The organism is Sphingomonas sp. BT-65, from assembly GCF_026107375.2.
Classification (GTDB): Bacteria; Pseudomonadota; Alphaproteobacteria; order Sphingomonadales; family Sphingomonadaceae; genus Sphingomonas.
Genome location: NZ_JAPCIA010000001.1, coordinates 249776 through 266721 on the forward strand (window position 1 = coordinate 249776; position 16946 = coordinate 266721).

The following is a 16946-nucleotide window of genomic DNA, read 5'->3' on the forward strand; positions in this document are numbered from 1 at the left end:
TGGGATGATGTACGACGAGCATTATGGCCTGAGCGGACGCCCGTTCCAGCTGACGCCGGATTCGGCGTTCTGGTTCGACACCGCCACGCATCGCAAGGCGATGGCCTATCTCGGCTATGGCCTGAGCCAAGGCGAGGGCTTCATCGTCATCACCGGCGCTCCGGGCGCGGGCAAGACCACGTTGGTCGGCCACCTGATGGACAATATCGACCGCGAGCGGCTGAACGTCATCCGCATCGTGACCAGCCAGGTGAAGTCGGAGGATCTGCTCCACCTCGTCGCCGCGGGGCTCGGCACCGACACCACCGGCCTCGCCAAGGCGCAGACGCTGGCGGCGATCGAGAAGGGGCTCCACGCCGTCGCGCGCTCCGGCAAGCGCACGCTGCTGATCGTCGACGAGGCGCAGGCGCTGCCGATGGAGAGCCTGGAGGAGCTGCGCATGCTCTCCAACTTCCAGGCCGGCGGCTATCCGCTGCTGCAGATCTTCCTGCTCGGCCAGCCCGAGTTCCGCGAGTTGTTCGCCGATCCGCGGCTGGAGCAGCTGCGCCAGCGCGTGATCGCGATGCATCAGCTCGACCCGATGGGACTGGAGGAGCTCGAGCCCTATCTCGTCCACCGCCTCTCGGTGGTCGGCTGGAACGGCCGTCCGCGCTTCGAGAAGGACGCGATCGCGGCGATCCACCGCTGGTCGGGCGGCATTCCGCGCAAGGTCAACCAGCTCGCCGGCCGCGTGATGCTGTTCGGCGCGATCGAGCAGCTCGACAGCTTCAGCGGCGGCGACGTCGCGACGGTGATCGCCGATCTCGATAACGATACCGTGGTCGCGGGGCGTCCGCTGGCGGCGGCTGCGGCTGCGCCCGTCCAGCCGGTCGAGGCAGCGCCTCAGCCGGTCACGGCGTCGATCCGCGAGGCTGTGACGCCCGCCCCGGACAGCGCGGCGATCGATGCGCTGTCGGCGCGGATCGCGCGGCTCGAGGCGCGGCTGGAGGAGCAGGACGCCGCGCTGCGCCGCGTGCTGACGCTGATGGTCGATTTCATTGAGGGCGAAGAGGATCGGGTGCCGCGGCGCGAAACCGCCGCCTGGCAATGACCGCGTCCGCGCCCGTCAACGCGCTCTCGGTCGACGTCGAGGACTGGTTCCAGGTCGGCGCGTTCGAGAAGGTGATCGCGCGCGGCGACTGGGATGCGCTCGACCACCGTGTCGAAGCAAATACTGACAAGGTGTTGGAATTGTTCGACGCGGGTGGGGTCAAGGCGACCTTCTTCACGCTCGGCTGGGTGGCGGACAAATATCCCGCGCTGATGCGCCGCATTGCCGATGCCGGGCATGAGGTGGCGAGCCATGGCTGGGACCACCAGCGCGTGTTCAACCTCACGCCCGATCAGTTCCGCGACGACATCGCCCGGGCTCGCGTGGCGCTGGAGGATGCGAGCGGGCAGCGGGTGGCGGGCTATCGCGCGCCGAGCTTCTCGATCGATATCCGCACACCGTGGGCGCACGAGATCCTCGCCGAGGCGGGCTATGCCTATTCGTCGAGCGTCGCGCCGATCGGGCACGATCATTATGGCTGGGCCGATGCGCCGCGCGGCGCCTACCGCCCGGTCGCAGGGAGCGAGCTGATCGAGCTGCCGGTGACCACGGCGAAGTTCCTTGGCAAGGAAGTGACCACCGGCGGCGGCTTTTTCCGCCTGTTGCCCGGCAATGTGATCTACCGCGCGATCGACGCGCTCAACGGCGCAGGCCGGCCGGCGATCTTCTACTTCCACCCGTGGGAGGTCGATCCCGGCCAGCCGCGCGTCGCCGGTGCGCCGCTCAAATCGAAGCTGCGCCACTATAGCCGGCTCGGCGCGATGGCGGGCAAGCTGCGCACGCTGATGGCCAAGCATCGCTGGGACCGCACCGATCGCGTCGCGGCGACCGAGGCGGCGAAGCTCCCGTGAACGCGCCTATGCGCCTGCGGTCGACGACATTGCGCGTCGCCGATCTCGCTGATCCGGCCGAGCGGGCGCGGATCGGTGCTTATGTCGACGCGCATCCCGACGGTACACCGTTCCACCTGGCGGCGTGGAGCGCGGCGGTCGAGAAGGGCTGCGGACAGAAGGCGCATTATCTGGTTGCCGAGCGCGGCGAACTCGGCATCGTCGGCGTGGTGCCGCTGACCGAGCTGCATTCGCCGCTGTTCGGCCGCGTGCTCGCTTCGGCCGGGTTTGGCGTGGGCGGCGGTATCCTGACCGACAAGCCCGAAGTGAAGCGGCTGCTCGCCGAGGAATGCTGGCAGCTCGCGGTGCGGCTGAGCTGCCCCAGCGCCGAGCTGCGCGGCGGGCCGCGTCCCGGGCGCGAGTGGAGCGTGGACGACACCCATTATCTCGGCTTCGCGCGCGATCTCGCCGCGGACGACGAGGCCGAACTGCTCCAGATCCCACGCAAGCAGCGCGCCGAGGTGCGCAAATCGCTCGGCTATGATCTCGACATTTCGGCGGGGCAGGATCCAGCCGACATCGCCGCCCATTATGCGGTCTATGCCGAATCGGTCCGCAATCTCGGCACCCCGGTCTTTCCGCGCCGCCTGTTCACAGAAATGTTGCATGAGTTTGGCAGTGCTGCGGACGTCCTGATCGTACGGGACGGGGGGAATGCGGTGGCTGGCGTATTGAGCCTGTATTGGCGTGGAACGGTCTATCCCTATTGGGGCGGCGGAACGGCGGACGCGCGGCGGCTGCGCGCTAACGACCGGATGTATTTCGAGCTGATGCGCCACGCGCGCAAGCGCGGCTGCACGCGCTTCGACTTTGGCCGGTCGAAGGTCGGCACTGGCGCGGCGGCGTTCAAGAAGAACTGGGGGTTCGAGCCGCAGCCGCTCACCTATTACGATCGTGTCGCCGACGGCGCATCGATCCGCGACGCCAATCCGCTCAACCCGAAGTACCGGCTTCAGGTGGCTGTGTGGAGCAAGCTCCCGCTCGCCATCGCCAACCGCGTCGGCCCGTGGATTTCGCGGGGGCTCGGCTAATGGGCGATATCCTGTTCCTCGCCCACCGCGTGCCGTTTCCGCCCGACCGCGGCGACAAGATCCGCGCGTTCAACATCCTGAGTTATCTCGCGCAGCGCAAGCGCGTGCATCTGATCGCCTTCGCCGACGACCCCGCGGATCTCAAGCGCAAGGGCGGTCTCAACAAGATCACCGGCAACCGCCAGATCGTGTGGCGCCGGAAGGGGCAGGCGGCCGCGGGCGTGCAGGCGCTGGTCCAGCGGCGGCCCTTCTCGCTCACCGCGTTCGACAATCCTGAGCTGCGCCAGGCGGTGGAGAACGTCCTCGCGCGGCATTCGATCGACACGATCTACGTCTTCTCCAGCCAGATGGCGCAGTATATCCCGCACAAGCCGCGCCAGCGCGTGGTGATGGACTTTGTCGACATGGATTCGGCCAAGTTCGCGGCCTACGGCAAGACCACACGCGGTTTCTCGGGCTGGATGCTCCGCCGCGAGGCGCGGATGCTCGCGCAATATGAGAAATGGGTGGCGGGCAAGGCCGATGCCAGCCTGTTCGTGAGCGAGGCCGAGGCCGCGCTGTTTCGCGAACGCACCCGGGCGCAGCGCGTGCATGCGGTGGAGAACGGGATCGACACGGTGAATTTCGATCCCGCCGCGGCGTTCCGCCGGCTCGAGGCGGTGGCGCCGATGATCGTGTTCACCGGGCAGATGGACTATCGTCCCAATGTCGAGGCCGTGGCCTGGTTCGCGCAATCGGTATTGCCGCATGTCCGCGTGCGTCATCCCGATGCGCAGTTCGTGATCGTCGGACGCAAACCCGATGCCGCGGTGCAGGCGCTGGCGAAGCTCGAGGGCGTCACCGTGACCGGCGAGGTGCCCGACGTGCGTCCCTGGCTTGCCGCCGCGTCAGTGGTCGTCGCGCCATTGAAGCTCGCGCGCGGGGTGCAGAACAAGGTGCTCGAGGCGATGGCGATGGCGCGGCCGGTGGTGGCCTCGTCCGCGGCGGCGACGGGTATCGACCATGGCGGCACAATCGAGGTGACCGAAGGCGTCGGCGGGATGGCCGATGCGGTGAGCGCGCTGCTCGACGATCCGGAGCGCGGCGCCGAGCTCGGCAGGGCGGCGCGTGAGCGGGTGATCGACCTCTATGGCTGGGATGCCAAGCTCGCCGTGCTGGACGACATCATGGGGTTCAAGGGGCGCAGCAATCCGCAGCCGCGCCGGAAGGTGGCGGCATGACGACGGCGGTGGCCGACGGCGCATTCGAGGCGCGCGGCGTGGCGTTCGATGTGACGTGGAAGCGGCATGCGCTGCTGCTCGTCGGCGTGTGGGCGGCGCTGCTGCTGATGTTTCATCGCGACGTCGCCGATCTCGCCACGATCTACTGGACCAACACGACCTTCGGCCACTGCCTGTTCATCGCACCGGTGGTGGCGTGGCTGGTGTGGCAGCGCCGCGCGGACCTGCCCGCAGTGCGCGCCGAGGCGTGGTGGCCGGGGCTCGCGGTGGTGGCGGGCGGCGGCTTTGCCTGGCTGCTCGGCGATGCCGCAGGGGTGGCGCTGTTCCGCCATCTCGGCCTGGTCGTGATGCTGCAGGGATCGGTGATCGCGCTGCTCGGCCCCAATGTCGCGCGCGCGCTGCTCTTCCCGCTCGCCTATATGATCTTCCTCGTGCCCTTCGGCGAAGGACTCGAGAAGCCGCTGCAGGACCTGACGGTCGCGATCCTGGTGCCCTTGCTCGACCTGTTCGGCGTGCCCGCGCATGTCGACGGGGTGCTGATCACCACGCCCAACGGCTATTTCGAGGTGGCAGAGGCGTGTTCGGGCGCGAAGTTCGTGATCGCGATGGTCGCGTACGGCGCGCTGGTCGCGAACGTCTGCTATATCAGCTGGACGCGGCGCGCGGCGTTCATGGCGGTGGCGCTGATCGTGCCGATGATCGCCAACGGCATCCGCGCCTTCGGCACCGTCTATGCCGCGTACCTGACCTCGGTCGAGGCGGCGACGGGCTATGACCATATCGTCTATGGCTGGGTGTTCTTCGGCGCGGTGATGGCGGGCGTGCTGGCGATCGGCTGGAAATGGTTCGACCGTGACCCCGACGCGCCGTGGTTCGACGCGGCGAAGCTCCAGCGCCGCTGGCCGGGCGCCGCGCGGATGCCTGCGGTGGTGGCGCTCACCGGGCTGTTCATCGTGAGCCTGTTCATGGCGTGGGGCGGGGCGATCGCCGCGCGCGCCGACGCGCTGCCGGGCAAGGTTGCGCTTCCGCAGGTCGCGGGGTGGACGGAGGTGCCCTCAAGCAAGCGCGCCGAGTGGACGCCCAATTTCCCCGGTGCCGATCATTTCCTGATGGGCCGTTATTCGGACGGGATGGGCGCGCAGGTCGATCTGGTGCTCGCTGTCTATGGCAGCCAGCGCGAGGGCAAGGAGCTGGTCGGCTTCGGCCAAGGCGCAATCCGCGAGAATGACAAATGGGTGCGGATCGAGGATCTGCCCGAGCTCGACGGCGGCGGCGCGATGCGCATGACCGCGCCCGGCCCGGTCGAGCGCGAGGTCGTCACCTGGTATCGCATCGGGGATGAGCTTACGCCGAACGAATCGCGCGTGAAGGCAGAAACGCTCAAGGCCAAGCTGCTGGGCGGGAAGCAGCGCGCGGTGGCGGTGATGGTCTCGGCCGAGAAGGGCGAATTGCCCGCGCGTGCGGCGATCAAGCGATTCCTGGGCGCGCTGGGCCCGGTCGACCGGGTCGCCGACCGCGCAGCCGGGGCGGATTGAGCACGGTCCGTCGCGGGCGGCGCTTGCACCTTGACGCCATCCCCGCAAAAGCGGGAGCAATGCTGCGATACGGGGCGGGAACGATTAGCTGATGTGCGGGATTGCGGGGCTCTACTATCCGGGCGTGCCCAAGCCGGTGGACCCGGCGCGCGTCAAGGCGATGGCCGACGCACTGGCGCATCGCGGCCCCGACGGATCGGGGGTGTGGACCGCGCCAGGGGTGGGGCTGGGCCACCGCCGTCTCTCGATCATCGACCTTGCCGGCGGCGCACAGCCGATGGCGACGCCCGAGGGCGACGTGATCGTCAGCTACAATGGCGAGATCTACAATTTCCAGGAGGTCCGCGCGGAGCTGGAGGCCAAGGGCGCGAAGTTCCTGAGCAACAGCGATACCGAGGTGCTGTTGCATGGCTGGCGCGCCTGGGGACCGGCAATGCTGGGCAAGCTCAACGGCATGTTCGCGGTGGCGCTCTATGACGCGCGGAAACAGCTGCTGCTGCTGGCGCGCGACCGGCTCGGGGTGAAGCCGCTCCATTATGTCGAACTGTCCGACGGCGCGGTCGCATTCGCCTCGGAGATCAAGGGGTTGCTGGCGCATCCTCTGCTTCGGCGGCAACCCGATTTCAGCGCGGTCGAGGATTTCCTGGGGCTTGGCTATGTGCCCGACGATGCCTCGGTGTTGGCGGGGGTGAAGAAGCTGCCGGCAGGCCATTATCTGCTGCTGGAACGCGGCAAGCCGGTGCCCACGTCGACCGAATGGTGGGACGTCGATTTCTCGAAGCGCGCCAGGGGATCGGCGCGCGACCTCGAAGCGGATCTGGTCGAGCATCTGCGCGCGGCGGTGCGCTCGCGGATGATCGCCGACGTGCCGCTCGGCGCGTTCCTGTCGGGCGGGGTGGATTCGAGCGCGGTCGTTGCGCTGATGGCCGAGGCGAGCCGCAATGCGGTCAAGACCTGCACGATCGGCTTCGACGAGACGGGCCATGACGAGCGCGTCTATGCCCGCGCGGTCGCCGAGCGATTCCGCACCGAGCATCGCACCCGCACCGTGGCGGCGGACGATTTCCAGCTGATCGACACGCTGGTCCATCATTTCGACGAGCCGTTCGCCGACGCGTCGGCGCTGGCGACCTATCGCGTGTGCGAGCTGGCGCGGGAGACGGTGACGGTGGCGCTGTCGGGGGATGGCGCGGACGAGGCGCTGGCCGGATACCGCCGCTACAAGTTCCACGCTGCCGAGGAGCGCGTGCGCGGCCTGCTCCCCGCTTCGGTGCGGCAGGGCGTGTTCGGCACGTTCGGGCGGCTCTATCCCAAGGCCGACTGGGCGCCGCGCCCGCTGCGCGCCAGGACGACCTTGCTTGCGCTCGCCGAAGATAGTGGTGCGGCATATGCCAAGGCGGTGGGGGTCACCACGCCGGACGTTCGCTTCGGCCTCTACACCGACTCCGCGCGCGCGCAGCTGGGCGGGCATCGCGCGGAGACGCGCTATGTCGAGACGATGCGTGCGGCCCCGGCACGCGACGGGCTCGACCGCGCGCAATATGCCGATTTCAAGCACTGGCTGCCCGGCGACATCCTGACCAAGATGGACCGCACCAGCATGGCCGTCAGCCTCGAGGCGCGCGAGCCATTGCTCGACTATCGCTTCGTGGAGTTCGCCGCGACCTTGCCCGCATCGATGCGCATCCGCGGCGGGCAGGGCAAATGGCTGATGAAGAAGGCGCTGGAGCCGTGGCTGCCGAAGGACATCCTCTATCGCCCCAAGATGGGGTTCGTGACCCCGGTTTCGGCGTGGTTCCGCAAGGCGCTGGCGGACGAGGCGGCGGCGCTGTCGCGCTCCGCGGTGCTCGCCGGGAGCGGCTGGTTCGAGCCCAAGGCGATCGCCCGCCTCGCCGAGGAACATCGCAGCGGCCGCGCCGAGCATGGCCGCACCTTGTGGCAGCTGATGATGCTCGAACGCAGCCTGTCGCGCTTGTTCGCCTAGTGGAAGCTTAGCCCCCAGAACCCCATCGCGGCGTGAACAGTGAGCATCACCAGTGGGATCGTCGCCAGCGTGAACAATGTGAAGCGCACCATGACGCGGTTGACCGTCGCCTGCACGATGCTGTGGGCGATGCGCAGGATGACATAGACCCAGGCGATCGTGGCGTTGAGATTGTCGCCCTGGCCGATCAGCGCCAGCGTCAGGCAGACCGCGTAGAAGATCGTCGGCTGCTCCATCAGGTGGTTGTAATTGTCCGCCGGCCACTGGCTCTTCGCCGGGATCACCTGTTTGAGATCGGGACCGGTGCCGCCGGTGAGCTTGCCGATATCGATCTTCGCCGCCTTCATCGCCGGGATGCGGCGGGCGTAAAGCCAGACCCACATCACCAGCGACCATCCGACCAGCGCGATCACCGGCCCCAGAATCTGACTGTGCATTGCTCGTCCTCCCCCGAAGTGTCGCGCGAAGCTGCACCAGCGCGCGCCGCTTGGAAAGATTTCGTTTCACAACGGAAAGGGTGGTGAAATCCGCCGGCCCGTGTCCGATATTAGCCATCTTCGCCGTCGGTAGGGGTTCGGACATGAAGCGCGCATCGATCGTCATTGCCGCCGCGGCGATCATCGTTACCATCGCGATGGGCGTGCGCCAGGCGTTCGGCCTGTTCCTGCCCGACATGAGCACCGGCCTCGGCATCGGCCGCTCGAGCTTCGGCCTCGCGCTCGCGATCCAGAATTTGCTGTTCGGCCTCGTCCAGCCGTTCGTCGGCGCGCTCGGCGACCGATATGGCGCGGGCCGCGTCGTCGCAGTCGGCACGCTGGTCTATATCGCGGGTCTGATCGGCGCTTCGCTGGCGACCAATGCGATCGGCCTCCACCTCTCGTTCGGCGTGCTGGTCGGCATGGCGCTGTCGGCGACCACCTTCGTGGTTGTGCTCGGCGCGGTCGGGCGCGTGGTGCCGCCCGAGAAGCGCAGCATGGCGTTCGGTATCGTCACCGCGGGCGGCTCGCTCGGCCAGTTCCTGCTCGTGCCGACCGGCCAGCTGCTGATCGGCGAGCTCGGCTGGCGCCTCGCGCTGGTTGCGATGGCCGGGATCGTCGCGGTGATGTTCGTGCTGGCGCTTGGCGTCGCGGGCAAGCCGGCAGCGCAGGCGGCGAGGGGCGAAGCGCCGACCCAGTCGCTCGGCGAGGCACTGCGCGAGGCTGCGGCGCATCGCGGCTTCTGGCTGCTCAACGCCGGCTTCTTCGTCTGCGGCTTCCACATCGCGTTCATCGCGACGCATTTCCCCGCCTATCTCACCGACAAGGGACTCGGCCTGTCGATCGGCGCCAACGCGCTGGCATTGGTCGGCCTGTTCAACATCTTCGGCTCCTATCTGTTCGGCGTTTGGGGCGACAAGCGCAGCAAGAAGTACCTGCTGAGCATCCTCTATGCCGCGCGCAGCGTGGTGATGATCGCCTTCCTCGCCTTACCGCTCACGCCCTTCACTGCGCTCGCCTTTGCCGCGGCGATGGGGTTCCTGTGGCTCGGCACCGTGCCGCTCACCAGCGGGCTGATCGGGCAGATCTTCGGGATCCGCTATCTCTCGACGCTCTACGGCATCGTATTCCTGAGCCATCAGGTCGGCAGCTTCTTCGGCGCGTGGCTGGGGGGGCTGATGTTCGACTTGACCGGCAGCTATGACAGCATCTGGGTAGCATCGGTCGCGCTCGGCTTCATGGCGGCCTTGGTCCACATGCCGATCCCCGACCGGCCGGTACCGCGCCTGCGCGAGGCGACTGCGTGAAGGCGCTTGGCCTGATCGCCCTTGCGGCCGTGCTCGCCGCCGGCTGGTGGCTGTGGCAGAGCGTCGGGCCCGACGTGCTGCTCGGCGCCGCGATCCAGTGGTGCGGGTAGCGGTCTGCGGCAGCTGGCGACGCGCTCGCTTCAATTAATCACATTATTGCTTGTGCGCTTGGCCCCGCGCATCGATGATGCCGGGGACGGACCCGCATGATTGGGGGAGAGCTGCGCCGTGACGACCGCGAGGAAGAAGGGCGCGATCGCCGCGCTGTTGCTGACCTGTCCTCTGCCCGGCGCCGTTTCGGCGCAGACCGCCGCGCCGCAAGCGCCGATTTCCTCGTCGGCCGACGACGCGACCGTCATCGGCCGGCGCCGCCCGGCCGCGGAGGCGCCCAAGTCGGCGACCTGCGAGATGCTGGCCCGCGACCCATTCTTCCGCGCGCAACTCGATGCCATCCGCCAGGCGGGCGGGGACTTGCTTGGCCCGCCGGTGCTGCTGCCGACGCGCATGCCGCGCAATCCCGATTACGCAGCGCCGCCGCGCGTAGCGGCGGGCTCGCCCTTGCCCGATCTCGGCAAATCGCGCTTCGGCGCCGAGCAGGTCTATACGGAAGAGGGGCCAGCGGTCGAATTCGAGGACGTGACGTCGGCGGTGGCCGCGGCGAACGATGCCTCGGTCGCGGATTCGAGCGCGGTCAGCACCGGAATGAGCATCGACGCGGCGCGCTCCGCCTGTCGCTCCACCTACAGCCGCGGCAGCGCGGTGGATGCCGGCGGCCGCGCGACCATCGCGAGCCGGGACGAGACGCTCCCGATGGCCTTCGCGCTGTTCGACCAGGGCCGCTACGCCGAGTCGCTCGACTGGTTCCGGAAGGCCGAACGCAAGCTGCCCTATGAGAGCGGCGGAGACGAGGCGGCCCTGTTCATCGGCAAGCTCTACCTCCAGGGACTCGGCGCGCAGTCGGATCCCGCTAAAGGCGTCGAGTGGCTCAAAAAGGCGGCGACCGCGCCGTTCAACTCGACCCGCGACACGCCGATCTTCGATCCCGCCCAGCCGGAGATGAACACCGCGGTGGGCGAGGCGGCGGTGATGCTCGGCAACATCTATCGCCGCGGCTACGGCCCGGTCGGGCGCAACCTCGGCGAGGCGCGTAAATGGTATCAGCGCGCCTATGACGTCGGCCATATCGCCGCGGCCAAGGCGATGGGCGATCTCTATTTCAGCGGTGCCGGCATGCCGCGCGACGCCAGGCAGGCGGCCAGCTGGTACCGCAAGGGCGCGCAGTTCGGCCACGCCTCCGCCCAGTTCGCGCTGGCGGAACTGCTCTATGACGGCGACGAGGGCGTGGCGCAGGACAAGAAGGCGGCCTTCACCTGGTACAAGGCTGCGGCCAAGGCCGAGCATCCCGGCGCGCTCTATGCGCTGGCGCGGGCCTATGATCTGGGCGAGGAGACCGCGCCCGATCCCAAGCGCGCGATCGTGCTCTACAAGGGCGCGGCGCTGCTCGGCAACGGGGCGGCGCAGGTGGCGATCGGAACCTATTTCTACGAGGGCAAGGAGATCGCCAAGGACGACGCCACCGCGCGCAAGTGGTTCGAGACCGCGGCCAAGCAGGGCGACCGCGACGGCATGTTCAACTTGGGCGCGATGATGGCGCGGGGCGAGGGCGGCGCGAAGGACGTGCCGCGCGCCTGGGCATGGCTGCGCGAGGCGGCGAAGCTCGGCCACGCCAATGCCCCGCGCGCGATGGCGGCGCTCGAGCAGCGGATGAGCGAACCCGAGCGCCAGGCGGTGGCAGCGATGCGGGCGGGACGCTAGGCAGGGCTCACCGCTGCTTCGTCAGCCTCGCGCTCGCCGCCGAGCGCGCGCTGGCCGAGCGTGACGACCAGCAGCGCGAGCACCGCGGCGGCGATCGAGACCCAGAAGCCGTTCTGCGCGCCGAAGCTGTCGACCACCCAGCCGGCGACGAACGCGCCCAGCGCCATGCCGATGCCGATCCCGGTCATCACCCAAGTCACCCCCTCGGTCAGCACCTCGGGCGGCACGCGGCGCTCGACGAGGCCGAAGGCGGTGATGAAGGTCGGCGAGACCGCAACGCCGCTGACGAAGATCGCGATGGCGAGCGCGGGCACGCTGCCGACCAGCAGCAGGGGCAGGGTGGTGAGCAGCAGCACGCCGAGCACCACCAGCAGCTGGCGATGGAGCGGGAAACGCAGGTTGAGCGCGCCGATGATCAGCCCCACCACGAACGAACCGAGTGCATAGACCCCGATCACCAGGCTCGCCGCGCCGGGCTGGCCGAAATCGCGGGTCAGCGCGACGGTGGTGACCTCGGCGGTGGCGAAGATCGATCCGACGAAGATCAGCGCGAGCGTCACCAGCTGCACCGGGCGCAGCAGGATCGCCGAGCGATGCGGGGCTCCCCCGACCGCGCGGACCTTGGGCGCGGTGGAGCGCTGGAGCACGAAGGCGGTCATGCCGAGCGCGAGCAGCAAGGTCGAAACGAGCACGCCCGCCTCGGGGAACAGCGCGACGCTGAGGCCCACCGAGAGCGAGGCCCCGGCGATATAGACCAGCTCGTCCGCCACCGATTCGAAGGCGAAGGCGGTATTGAGCTCGGGCCTGTCGCGGAAGATCTCGGTCCAGCGTGCGCGGACCATCGCCGGCATGCTCGGCATCGCCGCAGCGGCGAGCGCGGAGGCGAACAGTGTCCAGGCCGGCCAGCCGAGATGCGTCGCCAACATCAACAGCGCGAAGGCGATGACCGCGACGGCGGTGGTCGGCACCAGCAACCGGCTCTGGCCGTAGCGATCGACCAGCCGCGAGATCTGCGGCGCGGCGAAGGCGTTGGTCAGCGTGAAGGTCGCGGCGATCGCGCCCGCCAGCCAGTAACCGCTGCCCGATTGCGCGAGCATCGTCACGATCCCGATCGGCGCCATCGCGATGGGCAGGCGGGCGACGAACCCGGCGGCGGCGAATCCCTTGGTTCCGGGAGCGCGGAAGATCTCGCGATACGTGGCGAACATTGCCTAGACCTTTCGACTCTGGAAATGCAGGCCTTCACGGCTTACATACGCTTCGTATGCGAGTGAGGTGGTGACATACGCGTCGTATGTCAATGCAGCGTTCGAGAAAAAAGTTCGAGGAATTGAATGTCGCGCAGATCGCGCCCTGAGATGATCGCCGAGACCCGCGCCAAGCTGATCGCTGCGGCGCGCAAGGCGTTCGCCGCGCACGGCTATGCCGAAGCGTCAATGGACGATCTCACCGCCGCTGCGGGGCTGACGCGTGGCGCGCTCTATCACCATTTCGGGGGCAAGCAGGGACTGCTCGAGGCGGTGATCGAACAGATCGATGCCGAGATGGCCGAGCGGCTCGCCGCAGTCGCCGCGGCGGCGCCGACGCGCTGGGAGGGGCTGGTGCAGGAGAATATCGGCTATATCGAGCTTGCGCTGGAGCCCGACGTCCAGCGCATCATGCTGCGCGACGGTCCGGCGGTGCTCGGCGATCCGGCGAACTGGCCGAGCGCGCTCGCCTGCATCGCCTCGATCCGCCGCAATATCAAGGAGCTCCAGGCCGACGGCGTGGTCCGCGCCGATCTCGATGCCGAGGCGGCGGCGCGAATGATCACAGGTTCCTCGACTGACGCGGCGCTGTGGATCGCCAACTCGCCTGATCCCGCCGCGACCTCGCGCCGCGTGATCCCGGCGTTCAAGGCGATGCTGGAGGGGCTGCTGCTGCGCGATTGAGCGTGCGCGCTTCGGCCCAGCGATGCGCGAGGCGGCGGCCGATCAGGAACAGCGCGAGCACCACGGCCACCCCCAGCAGCAGATGCTCGATCAGCCGCAGCTCGCCCAGCACGAACTCCATGCTGTTGCCGAGCGCATAGCCAAGGCCGGTGAAGGCGTTGGACCACAGGATCGAGGCGATCGCGTTGAGCAGCGCGAAGCGCGTGCCGCTGATCGCGGTGGTGCCGATCGCGAGCGGACTGATCGCCTGGAAACCCGGCAGGAAGTGATAGCCGATCATGAAGCTGCCGGGGTGTCGCTCGAACAGCGCCTTGGCACGCGCGAAACCCGGCCGCGCGATCATCCGCCGCACGAAGGCATGGTCGCGCAGGCTGCGCCCGAGAAAGAAGAAGCCCTGGCTCGACGAAAAGGCTGCAAGCGACCCCGCGCCGATCGCACCGCTCGCCGACACCACGTCCTGATGCACGAGCACGCCGCCCATCGCCACCGCCAGCTCACCCTGGAACAGCGCGCTCACCAGGATCGCGAACACGCCATATTCGGCGAGGAAGGATTCCATCGATGGCCCCCTGTTCGTGCGGCCTAGCGCTCCGTAAGCCGCGGCATCAACTCGACGAAGTTGCAGGGTTTGTAACGGCTGTCGAGCTGATGCGCGAGGATGCCGTCCCAGCCGTCGCGCACCGCGCCGGTCGAGCCGGGCAGCGCGAAGATATAGGTGCCGCGCGCGACGCAGGCGGTGGCGCGCGACTGGATCGTCGAGGTGCCGATCTTGGCGTAGCTCAGGAACCGGAACAGTTCGCCGAAGCCGGGGATCATCTTGTCGGCGACGCGCTCCAGCGCCTCGGGCGTGACATCGCGCCCGGTCACGCCGGTGCCGCCGGTGGTGATCACGCAATCGACTTGCGCATCGTCGATCCAGGCATGGAGCTTGCCGACGATCAGTTCGGGATCGTCGGCAACGATCGCGCGGTCGGCAAGTTCGTGGCCGGCTGCGGTCAGCAGCTCGACCAGCGTATCGCCCGACTTGTCGTTCGCGTGGGTGCGCGTGTCGGAGACGGTGAGCACCGCGATCCGCACCGGGCGGAACGCGGCATCAGGGTCAATTGGCACCGATGGTGCTCGCCACGCTCGCGGCCGAGGCCTGCATGCGCACCGCGCCGCCGCCGTCCCGGCCCGGCACCTTGGGCCATAGCCCCTGGGCGATCGCCGCGCGGCTCGCGCTCTCGCGGCCGTCGTTCTTCTCGTACATCCAGTAGTTGCGCAGCACCGTCATGACATAGCCGCGCGTCTCCCAATAGGGGATGCTCTCGATGTAGAGCAGCGGGTCGCCATTGTCGCGGATCTGGTAGTTCCAGTTGGTCACCGGGGTCGGCCCGGCATTGTAGGCCGCGATCACCTTGGGCAGCAGCCCGCCGGTGAAGGGCTGGTCGCGCAATTGCTCGATATAGGATTGCCCGACTTCCATGTTGGTCGAGGGACGCGAGAGGTCGCCGCGACCGATCGTCACGCCGCGGCGGCGGCCAACGTCGATCGCTGCGCCGCTCTTGATCTGCATCAGGCCATAGGCGCCCGCCGGACTCTCGACCGTGCGGTTGAAGCGCGATTCCTGCAGCGTGTGGGCGAACACCAGCGACTTGTCGATCCGCCAGCCGCCATCGGGGGTCCAGTTGGGTGCCGGGTAGCGTGCTTCCTCGAGCGGTTGCGCGCCCGGCGGGCAATTGTGGGTGAGCCACAGCTGGATCGCCGGGAGCGCGAGACGCCCGGCGAGGCGGGTCAGCGCGGCATGCTCGCGCGCGTCGCCGATCCTGGCCTGGTGCTTGATCACCTCGGCGGCGAGGCTGTCCTCGCCGATCTCGACCAGCGCGGTCGCGACGCGGACATTCGGGCGGCGCTCGATCGTCTTCCAGTCGGCCGACACGAACTTCTCGGTGCGTGCCGGCACTTCCTTCATGCCCAGCGCCTGGCGCGCGAGCAGGCCGTAGAAGGTCTCGCCATGCTGTGCCGCGCTCTTGAGCCGCGTGCTGACCAGGTCGGGGCGGCCGCACGCCATGTCGGCGCGCGAGGCCCAATAGAGGCCGGCGGTGCGCTTCTCGGTATCCCCGGCGCGCTGCGCGACCGAGGTGAACGCCGCCTGGGCCGCCGCGCAATCCTTCTGCCGCCACGCCGCGAGGCCCTGCACCCAGTCGGCGAGCGGGGCGAATTCGCCCTGGCCGACCTGCGCCTTGGCGGCGACGCGGCGCGCATCGGCATCGCGGCCGGTGGTGTAATACATCCAGGCGACGCGCTGGCGCCATTCGGTGAGCACCTCGGGCGCGAGTTCGGCGCTGCGCGACTCGAGCAAGGTCTCGGCGTTCGTCGCGTCGTCCGCCTTGATCAGCGGCTGCATCTCCACGACCAGCCGCATCGCCGCGGAATCGGCGGCGGGGGTCGAGCGGTGGCGGATGCGCGCGGGCGGCGCGTCGTACCAGATCATGCGCTGTGCCACGGGCAGCCCGGGAAGCTCGATCGCGCCGCGTGTCCGGGCGAGACGGGCGATCTGTTCGGCCTGGGGCAGCTCGGGCGCCTCGCCGAGCAGCGCCAGCAATTGCGGCAGCTCGGCGCGGGGCGAGCCCTTGGCGAGATAGAGTTCCGCGCGCGCCGTCGCGTGAAGCAGGCCGGGCCGCATCGAATCGAGGCGAAGCTGCGCGTCGGCCCAGCGCTGCGCGCGGATCGCCGCGAACACCGCGCGATAGGCTTCGCGCTCCGACGGGTCGAGCTGGGCGGGGACACCGTCGCTGGCCTCGCGCTTCTCGAAGCGCTCGGCCGCCTTCTCGTCGGATGCATGCGCGACGGCGGGAAGGGCAAGGGCAATTGCGGTGGCGGCAAACAGGATACGCGGGTTCACTTTTGCCCCCCAAGAAGCAACTGCAGGTCTTTCCAGGCATCGGCCTTCGCTGCGGGCCTGGTCAGCAGGAACCGCGGGTGGAAGGTCGCGACCACCAGCGATTGTCCATTTGCTTGGTTAACGGGCTCTAAACGACCACGCTGCAGCCCGCCCTCGGACCCGATAACCGCACGGCTCACCGTCTGGCCGAGCAGCAGCAGCTTCTGCGGCGCGGCAAGCGCGATGTGATGGCGCACCAGCTCGCCGAGCCGTGCCTCGGCCTCGCGCGGCACCTGGCCGGTGATCGGGCGCGCGGCGCACAGCGGCGCGAGATAGACGGAGTCGCGGTCGAGCCCGATCGCGGCGAGCATGCGGTCGAACAGCCGTCCTGCGCCGTTGCCGAGCAGACCGGGTGCCTCGCCCTCGAACTCGGGGAGGTCGGTGATCACCATCAGCGGTGCGGCGGGATTTCCGCTCGGCGCGACGATCGGTTCGCCCCAGCTCGCTTCCGGGGCGCCGCTGCCGAAGCGCCAGTCGATGAACGCTTCCAGCGTGGCGGGGAGCGGCGCTTCGGGCTCGGGTTCCGCCAGCGGGGCATGTTGGCCAGGGCTCGCCGTAGCGGCAGGCGCCGCCTCGCGTACGGTCCAGTCGCGCGGCGCTTCGTCCACGAGCATGTCCACGCCCGCGTCCTGCCACCATTGCAGCGCGCTGGCGGCTTCGGCCCGCCAATCCATTGCCCCCGCAATGCCCATGGATTTCACAGAGTCATGCCTTGACGCCATGGTCAATCTACCGCCATCGGAG

15 protein-coding genes are annotated in these 16946 nt (G+C 68.7%); 9 read left to right on the forward strand and 6 right to left on the reverse strand.

What is annotated here, in order from left to right:
* The first annotated feature begins 7 nt into the window (after nt 1-7).
* The 6 genes from OK349_RS01215 (at nt 8) to OK349_RS01240 (ending at nt 7750) form a co-directional block, all read left to right on the forward strand.
* The gene (locus OK349_RS01215; protein WP_265116012.1) at nt 8-1090 is read left to right on the forward strand and encodes an AAA family ATPase; all 1083 of its coding nucleotides are present in this window, start codon (nt 8-10) and stop codon (nt 1088-1090) included.
* A complete protein-coding gene (locus OK349_RS01220; RefSeq protein ID WP_265116013.1) occupies nt 1087-1941 on the forward strand; it encodes an XrtA system polysaccharide deacetylase in 855 nt (284 codons plus the stop codon). Before OK349_RS01215 ends, OK349_RS01220 begins: the two co-directional genes overlap by 4 nt.
* Before the next feature lie 8 nt (nt 1942-1949).
* Nucleotides 1950-3011: a FemAB family XrtA/PEP-CTERM system-associated protein gene (locus OK349_RS01225; protein ID WP_265116014.1), complete on the forward strand. Its 1062-nt coding sequence runs from the start codon at nt 1950-1952 to the stop codon at nt 3009-3011.
* Entirely contained in the window at nt 3011-4231 is a 1221-nt protein-coding gene (locus tag OK349_RS01230; RefSeq protein ID WP_265116015.1) for a TIGR03087 family PEP-CTERM/XrtA system glycosyltransferase, read from the forward strand. Before OK349_RS01225 ends, OK349_RS01230 begins: the two co-directional genes overlap by 1 nt.
* Nucleotides 4228-5766, forward strand: coding sequence for an exosortase A (xrtA, locus tag OK349_RS01235; RefSeq protein WP_265116016.1), 1539 nt, complete (start codon nt 4228-4230; stop codon nt 5764-5766). The genes OK349_RS01230 and xrtA overlap by 4 nt, the downstream gene beginning before the upstream one ends.
* 91 nt (nt 5767-5857) lie before the next feature.
* Nucleotides 5858-7750 (forward strand): XrtA/PEP-CTERM system amidotransferase, encoded by a 1893-nt coding sequence (locus OK349_RS01240; RefSeq protein WP_265116017.1) that lies wholly within the window; start codon nt 5858-5860, stop codon nt 7748-7750.
* Here the strand turns inward: OK349_RS01240 and OK349_RS01245 are convergent.
* On the reverse strand, nt 7747-8187 hold the full coding sequence (locus tag OK349_RS01245) for an MAPEG family protein (protein ID WP_265116018.1): 441 nt from the start codon (nt 8185-8187) through the stop codon (nt 7747-7749). The genes OK349_RS01240 and OK349_RS01245 overlap by 4 nt on opposite strands.
* A gap of 143 nt (nt 8188-8330) precedes the next feature.
* On the opposite strand from OK349_RS01245, the gene OK349_RS01250 reads away from it, so the two are divergent.
* Nucleotides 8331-9533 carry an MFS transporter gene (locus tag OK349_RS01250; RefSeq protein WP_265116019.1) on the forward strand — a complete coding sequence of 401 codons (1203 nt, stop codon included), beginning with the start codon at nt 8331-8333 and terminating at the stop codon, nt 9531-9533.
* Nucleotides 9534-9761: 228 nt separating this feature from the next.
* Nucleotides 9762-11348 (forward strand): SEL1-like repeat protein, encoded by a 1587-nt coding sequence (locus tag OK349_RS01255; RefSeq protein ID WP_265116020.1) that lies wholly within the window; start codon nt 9762-9764, stop codon nt 11346-11348.
* Here OK349_RS01255 and OK349_RS01260 read toward each other — a convergent pair.
* Nucleotides 11345-12556: an MFS transporter gene (locus OK349_RS01260; protein WP_265116021.1), complete on the reverse strand. Its 1212-nt coding sequence runs from the start codon at nt 12554-12556 to the stop codon at nt 11345-11347. The genes OK349_RS01255 and OK349_RS01260 overlap by 4 nt on opposite strands.
* 126 nt (nt 12557-12682) lie before the next feature.
* On the opposite strand from OK349_RS01260, the gene OK349_RS01265 reads away from it, so the two are divergent.
* Nucleotides 12683-13279 (forward strand): TetR/AcrR family transcriptional regulator, encoded by a 597-nt coding sequence (locus OK349_RS01265; RefSeq protein WP_265116022.1) that lies wholly within the window; start codon nt 12683-12685, stop codon nt 13277-13279.
* Here OK349_RS01265 and OK349_RS01270 read toward each other — a convergent pair.
* Genes OK349_RS01270 through OK349_RS01285 form a run of 4 tightly spaced genes read right to left on the reverse strand, consistent with a single transcriptional unit; the run spans nt 13242 to nt 16876 of the window.
* The gene (locus OK349_RS01270; protein ID WP_265116023.1) at nt 13242-13838 is read right to left on the reverse strand and encodes a DedA family protein; all 597 of its coding nucleotides are present in this window, start codon (nt 13836-13838) and stop codon (nt 13242-13244) included. The genes OK349_RS01265 and OK349_RS01270 overlap by 38 nt on opposite strands.
* A 23-nt stretch (nt 13839-13861) precedes the next feature.
* The gene (moaB, locus tag OK349_RS01275; RefSeq protein WP_265116024.1) at nt 13862-14389 is read right to left on the reverse strand and encodes a molybdenum cofactor biosynthesis protein B; all 528 of its coding nucleotides are present in this window, start codon (nt 14387-14389) and stop codon (nt 13862-13864) included.
* The gene (locus tag OK349_RS01280) at nt 14379-16163 is read right to left on the reverse strand and encodes a lytic transglycosylase domain-containing protein (protein ID WP_265116025.1); all 1785 of its coding nucleotides are present in this window, start codon (nt 16161-16163) and stop codon (nt 14379-14381) included. The genes moaB and OK349_RS01280 overlap by 11 nt, the downstream gene beginning before the upstream one ends.
* Nucleotides 16160-16876 (reverse strand): uracil-DNA glycosylase, encoded by a 717-nt coding sequence (locus OK349_RS01285; protein ID WP_265116026.1) that lies wholly within the window; start codon nt 16874-16876, stop codon nt 16160-16162. The genes OK349_RS01280 and OK349_RS01285 overlap by 4 nt, the downstream gene beginning before the upstream one ends.
* Nucleotides 16877-16946 lie beyond the last annotated feature (70 nt).

Bases quoted from the DNA above. Each gene is read 5' to 3' on its own strand.
- OK349_RS01220 (WP_265116013.1), top strand. From the start codon at position 1,087: ATGACCGCGTCCGCGCCCGTCAACGCGCTCTCGGTCGACGTCGAGGAC.
- OK349_RS01245 (WP_265116018.1), bottom strand. From the start codon at position 8,187: ATGCACAGTCAGATTCTGGGGCCGGTGATCGCGCTGGTCGGATGGTCG.
- OK349_RS01230 (WP_265116015.1), top strand. From the start codon at position 3,011: ATGGGCGATATCCTGTTCCTCGCCCACCGCGTGCCGTTTCCGCCCGAC.
- OK349_RS01215 (WP_265116012.1), top strand. From the start codon at position 8: ATGTACGACGAGCATTATGGCCTGAGCGGACGCCCGTTCCAGCTGACG.
- OK349_RS01240 (WP_265116017.1), top strand. From the start codon at position 5,858: ATGTGCGGGATTGCGGGGCTCTACTATCCGGGCGTGCCCAAGCCGGTG.
- OK349_RS01225 (WP_265116014.1), top strand. From the start codon at position 1,950: ATGCGCCTGCGGTCGACGACATTGCGCGTCGCCGATCTCGCTGATCCG.
- OK349_RS01270 (WP_265116023.1), bottom strand. From the start codon at position 13,838: ATGGAATCCTTCCTCGCCGAATATGGCGTGTTCGCGATCCTGGTGAGC.
- OK349_RS01250 (WP_265116019.1), top strand. From the start codon at position 8,331: ATGAAGCGCGCATCGATCGTCATTGCCGCCGCGGCGATCATCGTTACC.
- OK349_RS01265 (WP_265116022.1), top strand. From the start codon at position 12,683: ATGTCGCGCAGATCGCGCCCTGAGATGATCGCCGAGACCCGCGCCAAG.
- xrtA (WP_265116016.1), top strand. From the start codon at position 4,228: ATGACGACGGCGGTGGCCGACGGCGCATTCGAGGCGCGCGGCGTGGCG.
- OK349_RS01260 (WP_265116021.1), bottom strand. From the start codon at position 12,556: ATGTTCGCCACGTATCGCGAGATCTTCCGCGCTCCCGGAACCAAGGGA.
- OK349_RS01285 (WP_265116026.1), bottom strand. From the start codon at position 16,876: ATGGATTGGCGGGCCGAAGCCGCCAGCGCGCTGCAATGGTGGCAGGAC.